Genomic DNA, 17,929 nt, shown 5'->3' with positions numbered 1-17,929 from the left:
TTATCTCGGATTTTAAGCTGGATTAATTTGATATTTGATGTCTGGGATAATGTGCTGATTTACACTAAGCCCTCTCCCCTTGAACAGACTGTTCCTTCATTTGTCTCGTATTCAATATCTAGCAAACCAACAATTTGATGATCAATCACAGCCACCAATTCAATTGAAGAGTTTTCATATTTTTCCTTTTCCTTAAAAACGTTATCATAATATGCTGTATCCAAAAATGAAAGAATTCTGCAGCGAACCCATCCCAATTCATCCTCTGCATTATACCTTCTAATCTCCATATTTAATCTCTCCTTAAATCGGGGCGTTTGTTAATAAGGTTAATGTTCCAAATAACGAAATAATACGTGTTTGCTTAAATCCCACGCATTTATTTATAAATGGATTAAAATATTGACAAGTTTCCCAAATGGATCTCTAACGAAAAAACGGCGTACACCCCACGGTTCCATAACTGGTCCATATTCAACCGGGAAACCAGCCTCCTGTATGCGAGCCAAAGCATCATCAAGATCATCAACCTCAATGGATAAATCGGGTACCGGTGTCCCGGATCCGCCTTCTGAAAGGAAGCTAATTTGTGTTTCCATTTTCTCGTGCGATCCATAAGTTGCAATAAACTCCATATTCATTAATTGATCAAGTCCAAGCACTTCCCCGTAAAAGTACTTAGCTTTAGACATATCCTGCGTCTCGATATTGGCAATAATTCGTTTAACCTTCATTCCTAACCACCTCCACTGGTTATTAAATTCTACATTGTTGCTTATAATCCCTGTTGATATCTCTTTTCTTTAAAAAGCTGAGTAGTGCATACAAACAAAAGGACGCCTCTAGATAGGCGCCCGTAAACGAATAAGCAATTCAATTATCACAAAGTTTTTTCATAAGGACTATTTTAGCAACCTATTAACTCCAGCAATTAGGCATAAAAAAAAGAGGGCTATTCCCCTATGATTCGATTATATTCCATAAAGGAACTTGTTAATTTTCCTTAATCCATTAAAGACGACAAGATCATTCAACATTTCGCCTTTGATCCCTTGACTTTTTGAACCAATTCACAGGATTCAAGTGTTTTCTATAACGTTTCATCAATTCCTTACCAACAATAATACAACTAATCCAAAAAGCTGCCTCCCCTAGCACAATGAATAACGTGCCCATGATGACCTTTGTGTTTGTGGCAAGAGGCGTAAAGGGAACAACAAAAGCGATGCCATACAAAATCCATGAAAGTATGAAAAGGAAAATACCAACCCTTTTCAATGTATTTTTTGTCCGTTGATTTTTATCAAATGGTTCCCTATTCAGATAGTTATTCATATGGATACCCCCATCCCATAAATTGTTAAATCCAACACCATGTTTCAGTAAAAAACGCCATCTAATGAAAGATGGCAAAGGATTCGTTATTCTTCGTTATCTTGTGTTAACTGAATAAGTCTCTCCAGAACAAGTTTGCGGCGATTGTCTTCTAAAGGAGCCAAACCGAAAATCTCGGAAAACCAAAGACCATCTACAGCCAATCTCAAAACCGTCGCGAGAATGGGGTCTAGACCGTCATGTTCGATGTGGTTTTGCCACTCCTCATAAGCATCTTGCACCGGCTTTAATAGATTAGGATTTATTGCAGCTGCAGCCATTAAGCCGGCATCCATACTTCTATTGGATGTACTCTGCAGAAACGTTTCTTTGATGAAGGCCCGAGTCCATTTCCCTGTTTGTGAGAGATCCTGTTCCGCTCCCATTTTAATTGACTCAGCGTAATTTTTCATCAGGAATTCAACCATTCCCTCGATTAATGCATCCTTGGAAGGAAAATGGTAAAGAAGCCCTCCCTTACTTACACCAGCTTTCTCAGCAGCGGCTTCCAATGTTAAATCCAATATTCCATCTGTTTGAACGATGTCTGCTGCGGCAATGAGTATTTTATATCTTGTATCATTTTTAGACATAGTTGTATCTCCTTCAAATTCACCTTATATATTTACTGTACCGTCTAGACGGTTTTTTGTCAAGGTGTTTTCTCTTAGCTTATTTTACATCACAAATGGTCCCTTATATGCGGGCTGGGGCTGCACATTAAAGAATCTCGTCAGAATACAAAAATTAGTTCAATTGGCCCCGACGATCAAACTCTTTTAGGTTTTAAAATCGAAACAAATAAAAAAACACTGCTTTCATTTGTAAATAGATGAAAGCAGTGTTTTTACGTTTTTAATTATTTTTCCGCAGGATCTTTTCCATTGCTTTTCCCTTTGCTAACTCATCGATCAATTTATCCATATAGCGAATTTCCTGCATAGTTGGTTCCTCGATATCCTCCACCCGTACTCCGCAGATCACACCTTTGATCAAAGCCCGCGATGGGTTCAGTTCGGGAGCACTCGCGAAGAAGGTCTCAAAATCCGTCTGTTTTTCCAGCTGCGCTTCCAGCTCTTCCTGGCTGTATCCTGTCAACCAACTGATAATTTCATCGACTTCTGTTTTTGTACGTCCTTTTTTCTCCGCTTTCGCAACATAATGGGGGTAGACACTTGAGAAACTCATTGTATAAATCTTATGTTTTGTCATAATCGCATCCTTCCTTATTTTCTTAAGTTTATCACATATGATAGCTGGGATTTTCAATTGACGGCTTATTTCAACCAGTTAAATAATTTACCAAACTAATTGTGCAAAACTTTATGCATTGCTTCAAGCATTGCGATCCATGCGTTCCTTGTTTGAGGTATATACTCTGCCCATCTAGGATCTACCTCATGTGTTAAAGTTACCTCGGAACCATTTTCTAAAGGGGGAATCTCAACTGTTACATCATCTGCATCTGGCAGGTCGTCCACTGTTGCCCATGTAAATTTAATCCGATTAGGGTGCTCCAATTCCAAGTAGTGCCCGATATGCTGAATATCCTCACCATCACGGTGGTCAACAAAAATAAAATAGCCACCAACTTCAGGATTATTTTCACATTTTCCATATTGCCATTTGGGAACATCCATTGTCTTATTTTTTCTGGATTAACCCATGCATCAAAAACTTTATCTGGTGTTGCATTAAACTGATACGTAACAATTGCTTGTGTGTTAGTCAAAAAAACAACTCCCTTGATGAAATATTTTAAAATCTTTTAAAGTCAAATACCTTCATTATACTGAAATATTGTTAATAGATTCCTTGGACAATAGCTTTTAGATTATCAAACATGAGAGAGAAACCTTGTTCAGTCTCATCTTTAGCTTCTGCAATTGCTTTTTGAATGTCTTCAGCAGTCCAATCTTCTTCATGGGGTACGTTTATTTTTTGAGTAAATTTCATTTCAGAACCATTTTCAAATTGATCGAATTCTACCGTGATACTATCCTCTAACTCACTGAATTGAGGCATTTTAAAGGTGAAAACTAATTTATTTGGTTGAACTATTTGCATGTATTCCCCTATGGCTCGGTTATCAGTTCCTTCACGATGATCAACAATTTCCCATGTTCCACCTACATATGGCTCATTTTTAACCACCTTATTAGTTTCTGCTGAAGTGAACAGCCACTTTCGTATTATTTCCGGATTAATCCATGCTTCAAAAACTCGTTCAGCCTTTGCATCAAAATAACGTTTCATTGTAAGTATCGTTACAGATTTATCAATCAATTTTAACTCTCCTTTTTCTGTTTATGTTCTAGAACATGAACAGATCAAAAATTCAATTCTAAACGTTAAACGTGTTCATCAGGAGCCTTATCGGCTACAACGTTCAGGGTGATGTTATGCTCAAGAAGTGCCTTTAGCGCGCAGAGCACCATCGTGTAACCTCCCATGGAATCAATGGCATAGTTTACGATATCATCTCCATTGCCTGGAAACCCTGATTGCGTTATGGAAACAAATGTAGCGTTTTCTGTTCTAGCAGTAAAGATCCATTCGGCTTCAGTATTGTCCGATGATACAATTCGAATAAGCTTGTTTTGCTCGATTTCTTTTACATAAAGGTCATCGGAAACGCCGTACATCTCCCATTCCCACCTAATATGCTTTCCTTCTTCTAATTTTCCACTGCTTTTCGTGAACCAAAATTTTGTAGTAATCTCGGGATCGATAAAAGCTTCAAATACTTCTTCAACGGGGCTCTTAATAAGCATTTCTGATTTAACAATGGGTATATTTTTCAGTGTTAGCATCTTAATTTCTCCTTTCAACATACAAGATACATTGCCCATTTTCCATTCCTGAATAATTTTTCAGTCGTTACGTATTCAGAAATGATATGCATTATGTCAAATCGGAATGGTTGTTTGCTTCTGCCATACGTTTAATCCATGCTAATTTCTTATCCCAATCCGCTGCTATTTTTCCCATCCACTTCGCAGTAGAGGTTAGCTGATCTGGACACACATTGTATCTAACTTCCCGCCCAATACGGTTGGAGGCAACTAGTTCAGCATCCTCCATAACTGCTAAATGTTTTACAACTGCCTGACGAGATACAGTTACCTTAGTTGCCAATGTTGTTGCAGTGGCCTGTCCCATAAACGCAATGTGATCAAGCAGCTGACGGCGAGTTGGATCTGCTAAGGCAACCAGTACATTTCCGAAGTTTTCATTTTCTGTCGATAACATTTTCCGGTTCAGCACGCTTTCGAAGTACTTCCAATTGATATTTCCATCCTTGGACGTTCTCTTTAAAGTATTTACCTTTCTCTTCATCAGACACAGTGAGGCTGGAAAATCCACTTTCAACTACAATAAGCCAAGTGCCCCCGTCCTTTTCTTTCAGCATAAACTCAACAAGTGTAGAGTTACCTTCTATTGGCTCTTCGCCGGGGAATGAACTTGCCCATCGACAGGCAAGGTAATTCGGTGGATCCGCTTTTTCGGTTAATACCGGGAATTTGCCGTATTTTGTATCTGCCACCACACGTGATCCATCAACATGTACCTTGTCCGGCCCCGGAGCATCGCCCACCCACCATGCCGGCTGGCTTATCAGCTCCCATACCGTATTAACAGATGCGTTAATATAGATTTCTCGTTCAATACGATCATTAGTCATTTCTTATCCTCCTTACCTTAACATGTGCAACCTTAGAGTAGCACATCTCGTTTCTATGCGCAACCTATAAGTTGCACTAAATCCAGGTGAAGCTATAAAGTCGAAATACATTAGAAAATTCAGCACAGATTATGCTCGCTATATTGCTTTACATAGATCTTTTTATTAATGGCATTTGAGGAATACCCGCTTGAAAATGGATTCATTACTCATTCACCAAAGTCTTTCTCCAAATAACAACAGATAATTTCTCATATATAATCTATTCTTTTTCCGAACCACGAAATTTAAATCTCTATCCATTCTTTCATCATCCTAGTACGTAATTTGTTTGTACTGCTTGGGTCAATTTTTCACCAGGGTTTACGTTCTCTACTTTTAACAAGATATTTAAATAGAGACTTTTTTCTAATTTATGTTATAATTACAGACAATTTTAAACAAAGAAAAAATGGAGGGAATACACATGAAGACATTGGAGTTAGTTGGTAATTATGCCAACAGGTATTTTGCAGTTTGGGTCATTCTCGCATCTGTTGTCGCCTTTTTCTCACCGGGAACATTTACGTGGATTGGTCCGTATATCACCCCTCTTTTAGGTGTGATTATGTTTGGTATGGGGCTTACTTTGAAATTATCCGATTTTAAAATTGTTTTTCGTAAACCGGTTCCAGTCATTATCGGTGTGATTGCCCAGTTCGTTATTATGCCGTTGGTGGCATTCTGTATTGCAAAATTACTAAACCTTCCACCTGAACTTGCGGCTGGTTTAGTACTTGTCGGATCCTGTCCTGGGGGAACCGCCTCCAACGTGATGGTCTATTTATCAAAAGGAGATTTACCATTATCGGTTGCGATGACATCGGTTTCCACCATATTGGCACCAATTTTAACACCAACGCTTTTGCTCGTTTTGGCGGGACAATGGCTGCCGGTTGAGCCAGTATCTATGTTCCTTTCCATTGTAAAAATTATCATTGTGCCAATTGGACTAGGCATAATCGCAAATTTCTTTTTTCCACGTGTCATTGAAAAAAGTACAAAGGCATTACCGCTCGTTTCGGTTGTCGCTATAATTGCCATTGTTACTGCTGTTGTTGGGTTGAATCAATCAAAAATTGCAACGACAGGGATGCTGGTAATGCTTGCTGTCGTACTTCATAATGTATTTGGTTTAATTCTCGGTTACCTGACCGCATTGGTACTTAGACTAGACGAAACACAAAGACGTGCCATTTCCATCGAAGTCGGCATGCAAAATTCCGGACTTGGCGCCTCACTGGCAACCACTTACTTTAGTCCATTGGCCGCCTTGCCAAGTGCCATCTTTTCTGTCTGGCATAATATTTCCGGACCGATTGTTGCCTCATTCTGGTCACAGCATCCAGTTAACAAAGTTACTGACGAGGAACAGTCTGAAGCATATGCCGATACGTCTCCATAACGGAGCGAGGACCCGTCCTAAGAGATTAATAATCACTTTTTGGACGGGTCCTTGAAGTTATTTTTGATTCACAGATCGGCTTGATTAAGTCCTGCAACCTTCAGTACAATAGTTCATACCTAAATGTCATGATGAAACACGGGGACGGTCCGAAATAAATCAAAGGAACCGTCCCCGTGCATCACAAATCAAAAGAACCGTCCCCATGCTTCCCCATGCATCACAATGTAGTTATGATCGGTCCTTCGTTTGTAAGAATAATCGTATGTTCATATTGAGCCACATAGCCTTCATCGGTTAGGAAGGTCCATCCGTCATCAGACTGGAAGACTTCCTCTTCAATTGTAGAGATAAAAGGCTCAAATGCAATTACTATACCATCTTTTAAAATTTCGTCATCCCAGCGCGAGTAGTAATTGAAAATATGATCTGGTGCTTCATGAATCGTGCGCCCAACACCGTGTCCAGTAAGATTTTTTATGACAGTTAAGCCATGCTGTTTCGCCACATTGTGTACAGCTTTGCCAAGAGCGCTTTTTTTCGAACCTGGTTTTGCCTTCTTAAGTCCAGCGTCAAATGCCTCTTTAGCAGCGTCACATATTTTCTGCAAAATTATCTCTCCATCCCCAACAACAAAGGAAATTCCAGTATCTGCAAAATATCCGTTTTTAGAACCTGAAACATCAATATTTACAAGATCCCCTTCTTGAAGGCTCCGTTCTCCCGGAATCCCGTGTGCTACTTCCTCATTTATACTAATACACGTATATCCAGGAAAATCATATACCCCTTTTGGTGCAGATTGGGCTCCTGCTTTTTCAAACATATCTCCCGCAATTTCATCAAGTTCCTTTGTAGTAATTCCAGGTTGGGAACGACGGACTAATTCATCTCGAATCGCTCCACAAATTCTACCAATTTCTTTTAATCCATTAAAATCTTCTTCAGTCTTTGCAATCATCGTATATCCTCACCTTTAAAGCATTTTTGATTATCGCTCCATTTAGATTCTATCACAAACAAAAAGACTTTTTCTTCTACAAAATGGTCCATTAACGGAATATCCGGCTAGTCAGAGAGGTGGGGGTTGAAGTACAGTTCCAGCAAAAAATCAAAAGAACCGTCCCCGTGCTTCCGTGCTTCCTTCACCGACTGTTGACCCTCGATTTTAAGGGTTTAATAAAAACAGCCGATAAACCAATAAAGCCGAACACAATAAAGGCCATTTTGTAATCGATCGATTGGATTAGCACCCCTGCTATTGCTGATCCAATAATTTGACCGAGAGCAAGAGTTAAAAACGGCAAACCAATTCCTAGTGATGATCGTCTGGGATATAGCTTAACTCCCCACACAAGTAAAACCCCTGTAAAAAAAACATATGAACTCCCAAAGAATAATGCTGATAAATAAATCAATACGATTTGCGAATTGAAAATTGGAAGGATGACAATGGATAGAAAGGCTATCATAATGGTAAGTCTATACGCCTTAACAATCCCTAGCTTCTCAATTAAATTTCCTGCAACACCTCCAGCGATTCCTGATACACCAATCATGATCCAGAAAATCGAAGTTGTTAATTGGGAGAAGTTCCCTTCATTCGTTATATAATCCTTGGAAAAAGTCCAATAAATAGCTGTAGCTACTCCCATTACCAGTGAAGCAATGACAAGGAAAATGGACCTTTTCATATCCGTTTTTTTAATATCAAATGTGTTTTGTTTGAAGCCCTCTTGCCTTTGAATTCTAGGAATGTTTATGAAATTCCAGATCAAAACTGCTAAAGCTATAAAGGTAAATAAGATGTACACCAATCGCCAATCTCCCGAAAGAAATAACATGATCGGCCCTGAAATCAATACCCCAAATCCCGTTCCCGCATTGATCCAAGTATTTGCTTTGTCCTGCAATGGTTTTTGGATTGTTTTTGTTACAACTTCACCGTATGCAGGAGATCCAAACCCTGTACTTGCACCTGCAACAAGGACACCTGCAGCAAGCATGATATCATTTGTGGAAGTCGCCATTAAAAGCATACCTGCAAAAGCAGAAATTCCTGCCGCCATAATTGATGGACGTGGTCCCAACTTAGGAATGGAAAGTGTTGCAAGGGTAATGGCAAGACAGTAGGCAAAATATGAACTGGATCCAATAACCCCAGAGATTGTAGGACTCATATCCAGTGTTGATGAAATCTCAGGTAACATTAATCCATAGCCGAATCTCGCTAATCCGTATGTTACTGCAATCATCGCTAGACCTGGCAGTACAATCCTGTTCACATTAATCCCCCACATCGTTTAAAATAAGGCTGCTCAATTCTTTTGTATGGAGAATAATTTCATCTGGGGTAAATGCCTCAGCCATCGCAGTCGCCCCTTCCAGTACAAGCGCGATTTTGGTTGCGATAGAATGCTGCTTGTATAGACCCTCTTCCTGTGCTGTAGATTCGATATAGTCTAGCACCTTTTTTTTATGATCTTTTACAAATTGTGCGACCTTTTTTTCAATTTCAGCGTACTCCTCAAGCGCCCGGAAAAATAAACATCCTTTAGCATTCTGTTCCGCAATCCATTGACAATGAGCATCTACAACCGATTGAACAGTTTTCTTTTCCGGAAGTCTCAGGCAATTGAAATACTTTTCCTCCCGATACTTTAATACACCAACAACCAAATCATTTTTTGATGGGAAATACCGGTATAACGTCATGGTGGCCACACCAGATTCTTTTATAACCCTGTTGATTCCCGTAGCATGAAAACCGCCATCTACAAATAACTGTTCAGCGGTTTTAAGAATCTGTTCCTCTTTTGGACGGATAGACATATGGATCCTCCTTTAAATAATAGATAGAACGTTCTTTCTACTTAAAGGTATCATATCACTTACTTAAAAATCCACCGTTACGTTTGAAATTGTTTATTAATAAGGCTAAGGGGATAAAAATTTCATCCATGAGGAGTTATTAAAATTAGGATAAAAACGATTATCCTTGGGCAATCAAGTTGTGATACAGTCATCTTTCATCCGTTCGTATGCCAAAATGCGCTTGGCTGGTTCTATATAAATTAGGAAATATCACTTTGGACAGCGTCTCGGATTCTCATTTTACTGGCGCCATTCCTTATTTAGGGAATCGCGCCCGTTTATAGCAGGATCCGTGCTCTTTTAATTCAACGATTTCAAAAAATAGTTGGTACCAGCCCGCCATCCATCCGGAGTGGAGACCCTTTAAATGCGGATGCAAAAGGACTGCAGACAAACGTGGTTAGCCTTCCAATTTCAGCAGGTCTAATAAACCTCTGTATCTCAGATTGAGGCAGGTTTGCGGCCATAAATTCCTTCTCTTTCTCTGAAAAAGTCATATCCTTATTCGTGTACATACCATCAATTATTTGGTGCACATTTTCAGAAAGTGTTGGTCCTGGCATGATTGTATTAACTGTGACTTCTTTTCCAGTTGTTAATTTAGATAGGCTTTTTGACAATGATAATAACATTGATTTAGTCATACAATACTGTGGCATTTGTCCTGAAGGCATAACCGCTTCTTCACTCGCGATAAATATAATCCTGCCAAAATCATTGTTCAGCATTTTGGATAAATAAAATTTAGATAATCCATTTGCAGCAAGAACGTTTGTACGGAAATACTTTTCCCAAACTTCATCGTCAACATCTTTATATTCCATCATTTCATAAATACCCATATTGTTAACTAAAATATCAACATTGGGATATTTCTCAAATAATGCTTCTCGTTGGTCAATATCCACAATGTCAGCTGTTGCATTTAGGGGAGAAGTGGTCGGAAAGTGTGATTTAATTTCATTTACAATTTGATCTACCTCTTCATAGTTTCTTCCGTTAATAAGGACATTAACACCTTCTTTGGCAAGTTCAAAAGCAATTGCCTTCCCTATACCTTTCGTTGAACCTGTAACTAAAGCAGTTTTGTTGGTTAATCCCATATCCATCATACATTACTCCTTTTCATGTAGTTAATAACAAGGTCAGTTTGTCAAATTTGCACCTAAATGTTTCGCACGCCAATTTGAAGGAGTAATACCCTCCCAAAGTCGAAAGGCACGATAGAACGAGTTCTGGTCCTCATATCCAACTAGGAATGCCACTTCGCCGATATCGAGCGAGGGATCTGCTAAGTACTCTCGTGCCTGCTGTTTTCGGACTTGTGTCAACAGATGATTAAACCTTATTCCCTCATCTTGAAGGCGGCGCTGCAAGGTACGTTTACTCATCCCCAATTCACTTGCAACAGTCTGTATGTCAGAACACCCTCCTGCAAGGTTACGTTTCATAATCCACTTGACCATCCCAGTAATTGGGCTGATACGTTGACTCGCATTTAATGATTGATTTAATGCGGGTGTCAGAATCTCAAGCAATTCTGCGTTATACGAGACAAATGGGCGGTCAAGGTCATTTCTGTGGAGCGTCAATTTGTTACGATTTCCGATTCGGACGGGGCACCCAAAGTAAGCCTCAAGTGACTGAACGTCGCCCATAAAATGCGAAAATTCAACGGACCTCGCAGTAAAAAGTTGCCCAGTCCCCCGGCGTCCTAACTCCAAAAGAAATGCAAGCGTAATACCAATTAGCAGTGCCGGACCATGTTGCTCTTTGGACAACCATTTTAGTTCGACAGTACAATCATCGCCCTCCTCTGTAACAGATAAACTTTCAGGAGGGCACAGCCGTTTATACCGGGCCATGCGTGTTAATGAATCACGGTAGTCACGTGCATGGTAGGCTGCTAGAACAGTTGGTGGATAATGAACTGTTTCGAAACTGGTCGCTAACTTGATGATTCCTCTGGCAGTATCACCTATGATATCAGAATAAGCCTGCCAAATAGAGAAATATTGGGAGGAAGTGACAACTGGTTCATTAACAATAGTTAGTGGAAGACCCGCTTTTCGAACTACTTTATCCGGGGCAATCCCTAATTGATGTAAACCTGTCCAAAATCCCGCTGGAAATTTAATGCGAGTATTAGATGTCATGTACAGCCCCCTCCCTTAGCTACCTATATTTCACAAATTTTCATTGATTCTGCCTTGTTAGCAGGACAGTTATAATAATATCAATCTAACATTCCATTGTAACTAGCAAAAGACGACACTTGACTAACATTTTACGTCAAACCCTTTTTCTTAAGGCAAATTCTTTTGATAAGGCGTGAAAAATCATTCTCCTTTTCCCCCAATTATCTTTCTTCACAGTTCTAAGACTTCCGTTCCAGCACCATTACTTGAAGTGCTGATAAATTTTCATAACAATCCATCCCGCAAATACACCCCAAATCAATACAATTATTGATCCAACTATCCAATTTTTCGGTTTATCATTTTGCTTCTCTTTCTCCGCCTTTATTTTACAGTCAGACAATATATCTTTCGGAATCATCTTCAAAGCAAGCATTATTCCTAGTGGCAGGAGAATTACCTCATCTAAATAGCCAAGAACAGGTATAAAATCTGGTATAAGATCAATTGGACTAAACGCATATGCAACAACAAAAGCAATAAATACTTTTGCATACCATGGTAATCTGTCATCTTTACAGGCATAGTAGAGAATAAATATCTGTTGTTTTAATTTTTTCGCCAAACACTTCATTTTCTTGAACATTTTATCTCCCACTTATAAAACTAGACATAATTCTGGTATTTTTTATAAACCGCAAAGCGCACATTGATTAGTCCTTTAATCTATAGGTGTATTTCCTTTCAAACAACTGACAACCGTTGACTTGAAATATGCGTTGCATTGGAATATTTTTATGTCCGGTTGCACCGATATAATGGGTTGCACCGATATTTTTAAGCATTTGCAAAGAACGTTTGTGAAGGACCTCTCCCCATCCACTGTTGCGATATGCGGGGAGTATTCCGAAATAAAACAGCCTGCCTTCATGAATGGTTCCCGGTTCAATATGCGGCATTGTAACTCCTATTGGAACTTTTCCGTAAAAAGCAGTCAGACAACTTTTTATGTAATTTGGTCCAAGTTCAGATTTCATTCCCTCAAATTCCTTTTCAATAGAAAGAGCTGAGTGAGGATTATGTGCATTTAAAGACCCTGACCTGGCTTCCATCCAAACCTTTTTAAATACGTCAGCTTTTGTCTGCTCCAGTGATTTTATTTCAATCGATTCTATCTGTTTATTCATGTTTAAAGAGGACAGATTACGTTCATATAAATGTTGTATTTCCTGCATCCGGTATCCAAACGCCTCAAGAACACCTGTGAGTTCCGTTTGTAGTACTTCTTTTTCATTTAAGACAATCGATACAGATCGAATGCCTTTTTCTTTTACATATTCTTTCACTTCACCTAAAATACCTTCAAAATGTTTTACAGAGGATACTTGCCCAATCTTTTCTATAACAACGTAATTAGGTGTTCCATCAAGAATTTTTGCTCCCCTAGTAGCGAACATTTCTATTTCTCCCCTCACAAATTCCTTAATTTAGAAAACTAAAAAGAAATTTGTATAATCTTATTCTGATATTGTATGCCTATCCGTTTCCATTCTACTTACCTCTTCGTTTATTGGACTCGCGGTGTTTATTTACATGAAAGCGGGTGGAGCACCGTTTACTGCAAGAATACACCACAAATATTTCCTTACAAAAGGTAACGCAATCTACGCGGACATGCTGATTGAAGTATTACGTACAGATAAAGATGCTTCCATGCAGAATGGCAACTGAGTACCCATTTAGCATCGGAAAAATATGGATACACCTTATACTACAAGCCCAATTTCTCAGTATTTATAAACCAGAAATTGGGCCCTTCATTCTTTACAATCGCACCCGATAATGAAATAAATATACTTTTGTAATTGATGAAGAATTACTTATCTCTTCTTAAATTTTGTTTAAGCTTTTCAACATCGCCATTTAGGATAAGGTCAATATGTTCATTAATGATCTCAATTGTAAGGTCCCACCATCTTATTTCCAATAAATTTTTAACTTTTTCCTCAGAGAATCTTTTCTTAATCACTCGTGACGGATTTCCAGCGACAATTGTGTATGGTTCTACGTTTTTTGCTATAACAGATTTTGCTCCAATAATAGCTCCATCTCCAATTTTCACTCCAGGCATGATTGTCACTTCACGTCCAATCCAAACATCATTTCCAATTTCTGTATTTCCTTTGTAAGGCAGATCTTTTAATGTAGGAGTAAATTTCTCCCACCCATTTCCGAAAAGATTGAATGGGAATGTTGAGCCGTCCATACGATGATTAGCACCATTCATTATAAATGTCGTACCGGGGCCGATAGAACAAAACTTACCTATTATTAGCTTATCTCCAATAATTTCATAATGATAAAGCACTTGCTCTTCCAAGCTTTCACCATTTTTACTGTCATAATAAGAATACTCCCCAACTAAAATATTGGGCTTTGTAATGAATGGTTTTATAAATTGAACATGATTATTTCCTTTAATCGGATATTTTTCATCTGGGTTCGGTCCTAGATGGTTTTGTGACTCCATAACAATGCTCACCCCCAATTTCATTCACTCAATTTAAGTTTTCCTATTTTGTTACATTCCAATGCAAACCAGACCGATTCATCTTTTCCATAGGCAATCCCATGCGGTTCTGCGTTTTCTGTTTGAAGCGGATATTCTTGTATGGTTTTGTTTGCTGTTATCCTGCCAATTTGATTAGCACCCCATTCAGTGAACCATAATTCTCCATCCTTTCCTGTTGTGATTGCGTGTGGTCGAGCGTTTGGAGTTGGAATATCATATTCATCAATGTCTCCATCCGTAGTAATTCTCCCTATTTTGTTGCCCATAATTTCAACAAACCAAAGTGAGTCATCGTTGCCGCTGGTAATCCCCACTGGACCTGCCGCTTGTGTTAATAAGGGGAATTCCGTTAGTTCACCTAAATCCGTCATCCGTCCAATTGCATTATTTTGATTTTCCGTGAACCAAAGTGCGTTATCACTTCCTAAAGTAATAAAAGAAGGAAAAGAATTCTGTTTTGGTAAATCAAATTCTTTTATGCTACCCTCCGCAGTCAACTTGCCTACACGGTTTCCAGTCAATTCGGTAAACCATATATCTCCATTCAGACCCTCAGTTATTCCATAAGGGCCTGAATCCGGCTTTGGCAATAGATATTCTGTAAATATTCCGGTATCTGTAAGCTTCCCGATTTTATTTGCACCATTCTCCGTAAACCATATGTCCCCAACGGAGGAAACGATTAAACACATCACTTTTGCATTAGGGGTAGGAATTTCAAATTCTTCTATCTCACCATTCTGATTAAAACAGCTGATTTTATTTGCTTTATGTTGTGTGAACCATGCCTTTCCATCTTTTGCTAGAGCTATACTGTACGGACCTGAATCGGGAATAGGCAAATCAAATTCTTTTAATATAAAACTCATTTTCATCCCTCCCATAGTTTATTGAACGCAAAAAATCTCCTATGCTCATATTCCGAGATAGGAGTAGTGTAATTTATAGTACAGCCTTATGCCTGCTGGTTTAAGGCTACTTTTAATTCCTATAAAGTACATGCAATAATCCTATCCCAGAAAAACACTCGATAATGCTATATTTAGCTTCAAATTGGCATAGTTGCCCACTTTGAATTGAATACAGTCTTTATCGATTTTTCTTAAAGTTAGGATTATAGAATCATGTACTTTTTTCACCCTTCCGTCTTTGAATACTTACACTATAAACAATTATTTTAATATTTTCAACTACTTTTTAAAGGATATTTTTTGTTCCCACATTGGCAGCACTTCATTTAACCTTCATTTTTACCACTTCAAAGGCTAGAGGGTCTCATCCAATTTCTGAATCTTTGAGTGGGAAATTAAATATACATTGCCAGAAATGTCGATTTTTTCTCCCTTCACACGTACAGCACAATCCTTGTTCGACGCATAGATATTCATTTTTTCCGATAAGGGAGACAGTTCGCTTTGAAGCATCGCAATGTTATTTTCAAGGTCAAAATGAGACAAGACGGAAAAATCATCAAGTCCGATTCCATCGTAAACATAGCTATTTTCAACTTTATATCCAAAGTTTTTCGAGCATAACCATTTAGCGGACATGTTGATTGCACCAGCGCTTGCCCCTATCACAACGGATCCGCTTTTTTTAATTAAATCCGACAATTCATATTCCATTAAAAAATCATTTTGTTCAACTGTATTACCACCCAACAAGAAAATGACTGAAGCATTTTGAATTAACGTATGGGCAGCTTCCTTCTGTACGCGATAATTAATTAAATGGTATTCATCAAATATAATACCTGCCTGGTCAAGCCACGATCGTTCAGTAGCACCATCACCTTCATAAAGAGATGGATTTGAGCTAATCATAGTAAGCGATTTCCGATCAGTTATATCTTCCTGTAAAACCTTTCCAAGCTTCTCAGGAAAAAAATTGCTAAACCAACCTAAATAATAATGAGTTTTCATAAGTACCCCCGTTGCAAAGTATGAGTAACATTAATTTCTGCATTACTCATTCAGTTTTCTTGTCACAAACACAATACTCAATATGGCTGTTTCAGCAATTAAGGACGCAGTATTTTATTTCGCAGCCGCGCCCATTTGCTTTAGATCGTAACTATCATTAGAATTCCAAAACATCCGAATTATTGGCTATCGAAGCGAGTGATCTTTTCTTGCGAATGTGAGCGAAGTTTGCTTGAAGGGTTACCGTCTGGAGATGCCCCACGATCTGTGTAGCTTTACCAACCATAGATCCGGTACCATTTAAGAGCCATCAATAAGCGGTAGCGTTCCGGGCTATATTGCCTAACAAGTCTGCTAGTTCCTTTGGCCGTGACCACATGGGCCAGTGGTGTGTTGGCAGATCAACATAGGAAACATTATGCAACTCTTCTAGACCACTCATCAACCCTTTTTTGACAAAAGATTTGATCTTATCAGACGCGTGCGCTGTGCAAATTACGGTGCTCGCCACATCAAGTCGTCTCTCATTAGTCAATACGGGTGCCTCGCGTATAACACCACCCGGCTCAGGAACAGCTCGTTGCCTTAGGAGGTTACGATGTTCCTCGCTCATTCCTTTGATATCGGCTTCGTCGAGGTTCTCCCACGAAGGTAAGGGCATTTCAACGCCATCAAATTCCGGATTCATCGCATCCTTCTCTGGAAAACTGTCAACATACACCATAGCTGCGATCAGCTCAGGCATGCGATCACTTACAGCATAGCCTGTGGCCCCAGTTGCACTGTGTACGGCGAGCACAACAGGCTCACCAGCTGCCTTCACAGCATCACATATTGCCTCGACATGGTCGAAAAATTTAATTGTAGAACGATTAGTATCTTTTGATTCTAAGCCAGGTAACGTCAAGGCTCTGACATTGTAACCATCGGCTTGAAGGTTTTCTGTAACATCATCCCACGCCCATGCACCTAGCCAAAATCCGGGCACCAAAATAATCGGCGCTTTATCTGATTTTTTCCTGTTCATAAACATCTCCCCTTTTCATTGTGTTAAAAATAAAATCCAAAATTAAGAACCAGTCCTGATTACACAGCTTGCCCCTGCTAGAATATACTTGAAACCACTTTTCTTGATTTAAGTACTCAATGTTCTTTTCAATTTCTTCCTCTGTTATATCCTTAAATGACGCAAAAATCATTGTTGATATACTGCCTATTAAATTCAATATTGCGTTTATTATTGAGTCCAATTATTCTTCACCCTTTATATATAAATTCAACATTAAGGCTCTTTTGTAGAACTAAAAACAACAATCACAATGTTAAAATAATTTTTTGCACATATTTAGTATCCGTTCAAGATCATGCCTATGTAATACTCTTAGATGATGTTTCCATTCAGAACCGTGAACGTAAACTGAAGTGATTTTTGAATGAATCAATTAATTTGAATTCAATAGGTCTACTTATTGAATCTTTATTCAACAATCTAAATGTAGCAGTCGTGGAAACCGGGATAGGACACCGTACTTATCCCAGAAAAGCGACGTTTATTAAACGGAGCTAGAAAGCATATAAGGTAGCAATGCCGATTACAGATAAAACTATAAAACCAACAAGAAGAATCCAAAGCGTGATTTTAACCCCTTTGCTCATTACCTGTCACCACCTTTTTAAGCAACATCCGAAATCGCGTATCTTAAATGAGATAGGTGTCTTAATTTTAAAAAAATAATAGAATTAGATTACTGATTTTGTAACAATCGGTATTAGGCTAAAATGATTGCATAACAATCGGGAGGCGCTCAAATTGCTGAATATCATTTTCTATTGCATAGTATATTTGTACTGTGCAACAACTAGATTTACTTTTATTCATATACCGTGTTAAACATAAGTACCCGATACTATAATGAAAAG

The 17,929-nt window shown here is 38.7% G+C and carries 23 protein-coding genes and 1 pseudogene; 2 read left to right on the top strand and 22 right to left on the bottom strand.

The window, feature by feature from the left end:
* Window positions 1-65 precede the first annotated feature (65 nt).
* The 10 genes and pseudogenes from IEV74_RS12930 to IEV74_RS12885 form a co-directional block, all read right to left on the bottom strand.
* Window positions 66-290 (bottom strand): annotated as a pseudogene (locus IEV74_RS12930) (GNAT family N-acetyltransferase); the annotation flags it as partial.
* Between the two features lie 93 nt (window positions 291-383).
* Complete coding sequence (locus tag IEV74_RS12925) at window positions 384-734, bottom strand: VOC family protein (RefSeq protein WP_188455777.1); 351 nt, start codon at window positions 732-734, stop codon at window positions 384-386.
* A gap of 292 nt (window positions 735-1,026) precedes the next feature.
* Window positions 1,027-1,335, bottom strand: coding sequence for a transporter suffix domain-containing protein (locus IEV74_RS12920; protein WP_188455776.1), 309 nt, complete (start codon window positions 1,333-1,335; stop codon window positions 1,027-1,029).
* An 86-nt stretch (window positions 1,336-1,421) separates the two neighbouring features.
* Window positions 1,422-1,967, bottom strand: coding sequence for a TetR/AcrR family transcriptional regulator (locus IEV74_RS12915; RefSeq protein WP_188455775.1), 546 nt, complete (start codon window positions 1,965-1,967; stop codon window positions 1,422-1,424).
* A gap of 262 nt (window positions 1,968-2,229) precedes the next feature.
* Window positions 2,230-2,586 (bottom strand): DUF2200 domain-containing protein, encoded by a 357-nt coding sequence (locus tag IEV74_RS12910; RefSeq protein WP_188455774.1) that lies wholly within the window; start codon window positions 2,584-2,586, stop codon window positions 2,230-2,232.
* 95 nt (window positions 2,587-2,681) lie between these two features.
* Window positions 2,682-3,014 (bottom strand): SRPBCC family protein, encoded by a 333-nt coding sequence (locus IEV74_RS12905; RefSeq protein WP_188455773.1) that lies wholly within the window; start codon window positions 3,012-3,014, stop codon window positions 2,682-2,684.
* Window positions 3,015-3,177: 163 nt separating this feature from the next.
* Complete coding sequence (locus IEV74_RS12900; RefSeq protein WP_229683175.1) at window positions 3,178-3,660, bottom strand: SRPBCC family protein; 483 nt, start codon at window positions 3,658-3,660, stop codon at window positions 3,178-3,180.
* Between the two features lie 65 nt (window positions 3,661-3,725).
* On the bottom strand, window positions 3,726-4,187 hold the full coding sequence (locus tag IEV74_RS12895; protein WP_188455772.1) for an SRPBCC family protein: 462 nt from the start codon (window positions 4,185-4,187) through the stop codon (window positions 3,726-3,728).
* A 91-nt stretch (window positions 4,188-4,278) separates the two neighbouring features.
* Complete coding sequence (locus IEV74_RS12890) at window positions 4,279-4,626, bottom strand: ArsR/SmtB family transcription factor (RefSeq protein ID WP_188455771.1); 348 nt, start codon at window positions 4,624-4,626, stop codon at window positions 4,279-4,281.
* Window positions 4,607-5,059: an SRPBCC domain-containing protein gene (locus IEV74_RS12885; protein WP_188455770.1), complete on the bottom strand. Its 453-nt coding sequence runs from the start codon at window positions 5,057-5,059 to the stop codon at window positions 4,607-4,609. Before IEV74_RS12885 ends, IEV74_RS12890 begins: the two co-directional genes overlap by 20 nt.
* A gap of 466 nt (window positions 5,060-5,525) precedes the next feature.
* Between IEV74_RS12885 and IEV74_RS12880 the strand changes: the two genes are divergently transcribed.
* Window positions 5,526-6,503, top strand: coding sequence for a bile acid:sodium symporter family protein (locus tag IEV74_RS12880; protein ID WP_188455769.1), 978 nt, complete (start codon window positions 5,526-5,528; stop codon window positions 6,501-6,503).
* A gap of 220 nt (window positions 6,504-6,723) precedes the next feature.
* Here IEV74_RS12880 and map read toward each other — a convergent pair whose 3' ends face one another.
* The 7 genes from map to IEV74_RS12845 form a co-directional block, all read right to left on the bottom strand.
* Window positions 6,724-7,464, bottom strand: coding sequence for a type I methionyl aminopeptidase (gene map / locus IEV74_RS12875; protein WP_188455768.1), 741 nt, complete (start codon window positions 7,462-7,464; stop codon window positions 6,724-6,726).
* 184 nt (window positions 7,465-7,648) lie between these two features.
* Entirely contained in the window at window positions 7,649-8,788 is a 1,140-nt protein-coding gene (locus IEV74_RS12870) for an MFS transporter (protein WP_188455767.1), read from the bottom strand.
* A 1-nt stretch (window position 8,789) separates the two neighbouring features.
* Window positions 8,790-9,335: a TetR/AcrR family transcriptional regulator gene (locus tag IEV74_RS12865; RefSeq protein WP_188455766.1), complete on the bottom strand. Its 546-nt coding sequence runs from the start codon at window positions 9,333-9,335 to the stop codon at window positions 8,790-8,792.
* 356 nt (window positions 9,336-9,691) lie between these two features.
* A complete protein-coding gene (locus tag IEV74_RS12860) occupies window positions 9,692-10,486 on the bottom strand; it encodes an SDR family NAD(P)-dependent oxidoreductase (protein ID WP_188455765.1) in 795 nt (264 codons plus the stop codon).
* Between the two features lie 36 nt (window positions 10,487-10,522).
* Entirely contained in the window at window positions 10,523-11,533 is a 1,011-nt protein-coding gene (locus IEV74_RS12855; RefSeq protein WP_188455764.1) for an AraC family transcriptional regulator, read from the bottom strand.
* 244 nt (window positions 11,534-11,777) lie between these two features.
* Window positions 11,778-12,161, bottom strand: coding sequence for a YkvA family protein (locus tag IEV74_RS12850; RefSeq protein ID WP_188455763.1), 384 nt, complete (start codon window positions 12,159-12,161; stop codon window positions 11,778-11,780).
* A gap of 67 nt (window positions 12,162-12,228) precedes the next feature.
* Complete coding sequence (locus tag IEV74_RS12845) at window positions 12,229-12,972, bottom strand: GNAT family N-acetyltransferase (RefSeq protein WP_188455762.1); 744 nt, start codon at window positions 12,970-12,972, stop codon at window positions 12,229-12,231.
* Window positions 12,973-13,108: 136 nt separating this feature from the next.
* Between IEV74_RS12845 and IEV74_RS12840 the strand changes: the two genes are divergently transcribed.
* Window positions 13,109-13,246, top strand: coding sequence for a hypothetical protein (locus IEV74_RS12840; RefSeq protein WP_188455761.1), 138 nt, complete (start codon window positions 13,109-13,111; stop codon window positions 13,244-13,246).
* 145 nt (window positions 13,247-13,391) lie between these two features.
* On the opposite strand, the gene IEV74_RS12835 is transcribed toward IEV74_RS12840, so the two are convergent.
* From IEV74_RS12835 to IEV74_RS12815, 5 genes are all read right to left on the bottom strand, one after another.
* A complete protein-coding gene (locus tag IEV74_RS12835; RefSeq protein WP_188455760.1) occupies window positions 13,392-14,045 on the bottom strand; it encodes a Vat family streptogramin A O-acetyltransferase in 654 nt (217 codons plus the stop codon).
* Between the two features lie 20 nt (window positions 14,046-14,065).
* Window positions 14,066-14,956 carry a Vgb family protein gene (locus IEV74_RS12830; protein ID WP_188455759.1) on the bottom strand — a complete coding sequence of 297 codons (891 nt, stop codon included), beginning with the start codon at window positions 14,954-14,956 and terminating at the stop codon, window positions 14,066-14,068.
* A gap of 396 nt (window positions 14,957-15,352) precedes the next feature.
* Entirely contained in the window at window positions 15,353-16,009 is a 657-nt protein-coding gene (locus tag IEV74_RS12825; protein ID WP_188455758.1) for a Type 1 glutamine amidotransferase-like domain-containing protein, read from the bottom strand.
* Window positions 16,010-16,319: 310 nt separating this feature from the next.
* Entirely contained in the window at window positions 16,320-17,036 is a 717-nt protein-coding gene (locus IEV74_RS12820; RefSeq protein ID WP_188455757.1) for an alpha/beta fold hydrolase, read from the bottom strand.
* On the bottom strand, window positions 17,014-17,259 hold the full coding sequence (locus IEV74_RS12815) for a hypothetical protein (protein ID WP_188455756.1): 246 nt from the start codon (window positions 17,257-17,259) through the stop codon (window positions 17,014-17,016). The genes IEV74_RS12820 and IEV74_RS12815 overlap by 23 nt, the downstream gene beginning before the upstream one ends.
* Window positions 17,260-17,929 lie beyond the last annotated feature (670 nt).

The organism is Virgibacillus oceani (assembly GCF_014638995.1).
Taxonomy (GTDB): domain Bacteria; phylum Bacillota; class Bacilli; order Bacillales; family Amphibacillaceae; genus Virgibacillus_E; species Virgibacillus_E oceani.
Note: the sequence above shows the minus strand (reverse complement) of the source record. Positions and strands in the feature narration are given on the sequence as shown.

Bases quoted from the DNA above. Each gene is read 5' to 3' on its own strand.
- IEV74_RS12925 (WP_188455777.1), bottom strand. From the start codon at position 734: ATGAAGGTTAAACGAATTATTGCCAATATCGAGACGCAGGATATGTCT.
- IEV74_RS12920 (WP_188455776.1), bottom strand. From the start codon at position 1,335: ATGAATAACTATCTGAATAGGGAACCATTTGATAAAAATCAACGGACA.
- IEV74_RS12915 (WP_188455775.1), bottom strand. From the start codon at position 1,967: ATGTCTAAAAATGATACAAGATATAAAATACTCATTGCCGCAGCAGAC.
- IEV74_RS12910 (WP_188455774.1), bottom strand. From the start codon at position 2,586: ATGACAAAACATAAGATTTATACAATGAGTTTCTCAAGTGTCTACCCC.
- IEV74_RS12905 (WP_188455773.1), bottom strand. From the start codon at position 3,014: ATGGATGTTCCCAAATGGCAATATGGAAAATGTGAAAATAATCCTGAA.
- IEV74_RS12895 (WP_188455772.1), bottom strand. From the start codon at position 4,187: ATGCTAACACTGAAAAATATACCCATTGTTAAATCAGAAATGCTTATT.
- IEV74_RS12890 (WP_188455771.1), bottom strand. From the start codon at position 4,626: ATGTTATCGACAGAAAATGAAAACTTCGGAAATGTACTGGTTGCCTTA.
- IEV74_RS12885 (WP_188455770.1), bottom strand. From the start codon at position 5,059: ATGACTAATGATCGTATTGAACGAGAAATCTATATTAACGCATCTGTT.
- IEV74_RS12880 (WP_188455769.1), top strand. From the start codon at position 5,526: ATGAAGACATTGGAGTTAGTTGGTAATTATGCCAACAGGTATTTTGCA.
- map (WP_188455768.1), bottom strand. From the start codon at position 7,464: ATGATTGCAAAGACTGAAGAAGATTTTAATGGATTAAAAGAAATTGGT.
- IEV74_RS12865 (WP_188455766.1), bottom strand. From the start codon at position 9,335: ATGTCTATCCGTCCAAAAGAGGAACAGATTCTTAAAACCGCTGAACAG.
- IEV74_RS12860 (WP_188455765.1), bottom strand. From the start codon at position 10,486: ATGGATATGGGATTAACCAACAAAACTGCTTTAGTTACAGGTTCAACG.
- IEV74_RS12855 (WP_188455764.1), bottom strand. From the start codon at position 11,533: ATGACATCTAATACTCGCATTAAATTTCCAGCGGGATTTTGGACAGGT.
- IEV74_RS12850 (WP_188455763.1), bottom strand. From the start codon at position 12,161: ATGTTCAAGAAAATGAAGTGTTTGGCGAAAAAATTAAAACAACAGATA.
- IEV74_RS12845 (WP_188455762.1), bottom strand. From the start codon at position 12,972: ATGTTCGCTACTAGGGGAGCAAAAATTCTTGATGGAACACCTAATTAC.
- IEV74_RS12840 (WP_188455761.1), top strand. From the start codon at position 13,109: ATGAAAGCGGGTGGAGCACCGTTTACTGCAAGAATACACCACAAATAT.
- IEV74_RS12835 (WP_188455760.1), bottom strand. From the start codon at position 14,045: ATGGAGTCACAAAACCATCTAGGACCGAACCCAGATGAAAAATATCCG.
- IEV74_RS12830 (WP_188455759.1), bottom strand. From the start codon at position 14,956: ATGAGTTTTATATTAAAAGAATTTGATTTGCCTATTCCCGATTCAGGT.
- IEV74_RS12825 (WP_188455758.1), bottom strand. From the start codon at position 16,009: ATGAAAACTCATTATTATTTAGGTTGGTTTAGCAATTTTTTTCCTGAG.
- IEV74_RS12820 (WP_188455757.1), bottom strand. From the start codon at position 17,036: ATGAACAGGAAAAAATCAGATAAAGCGCCGATTATTTTGGTGCCCGGA.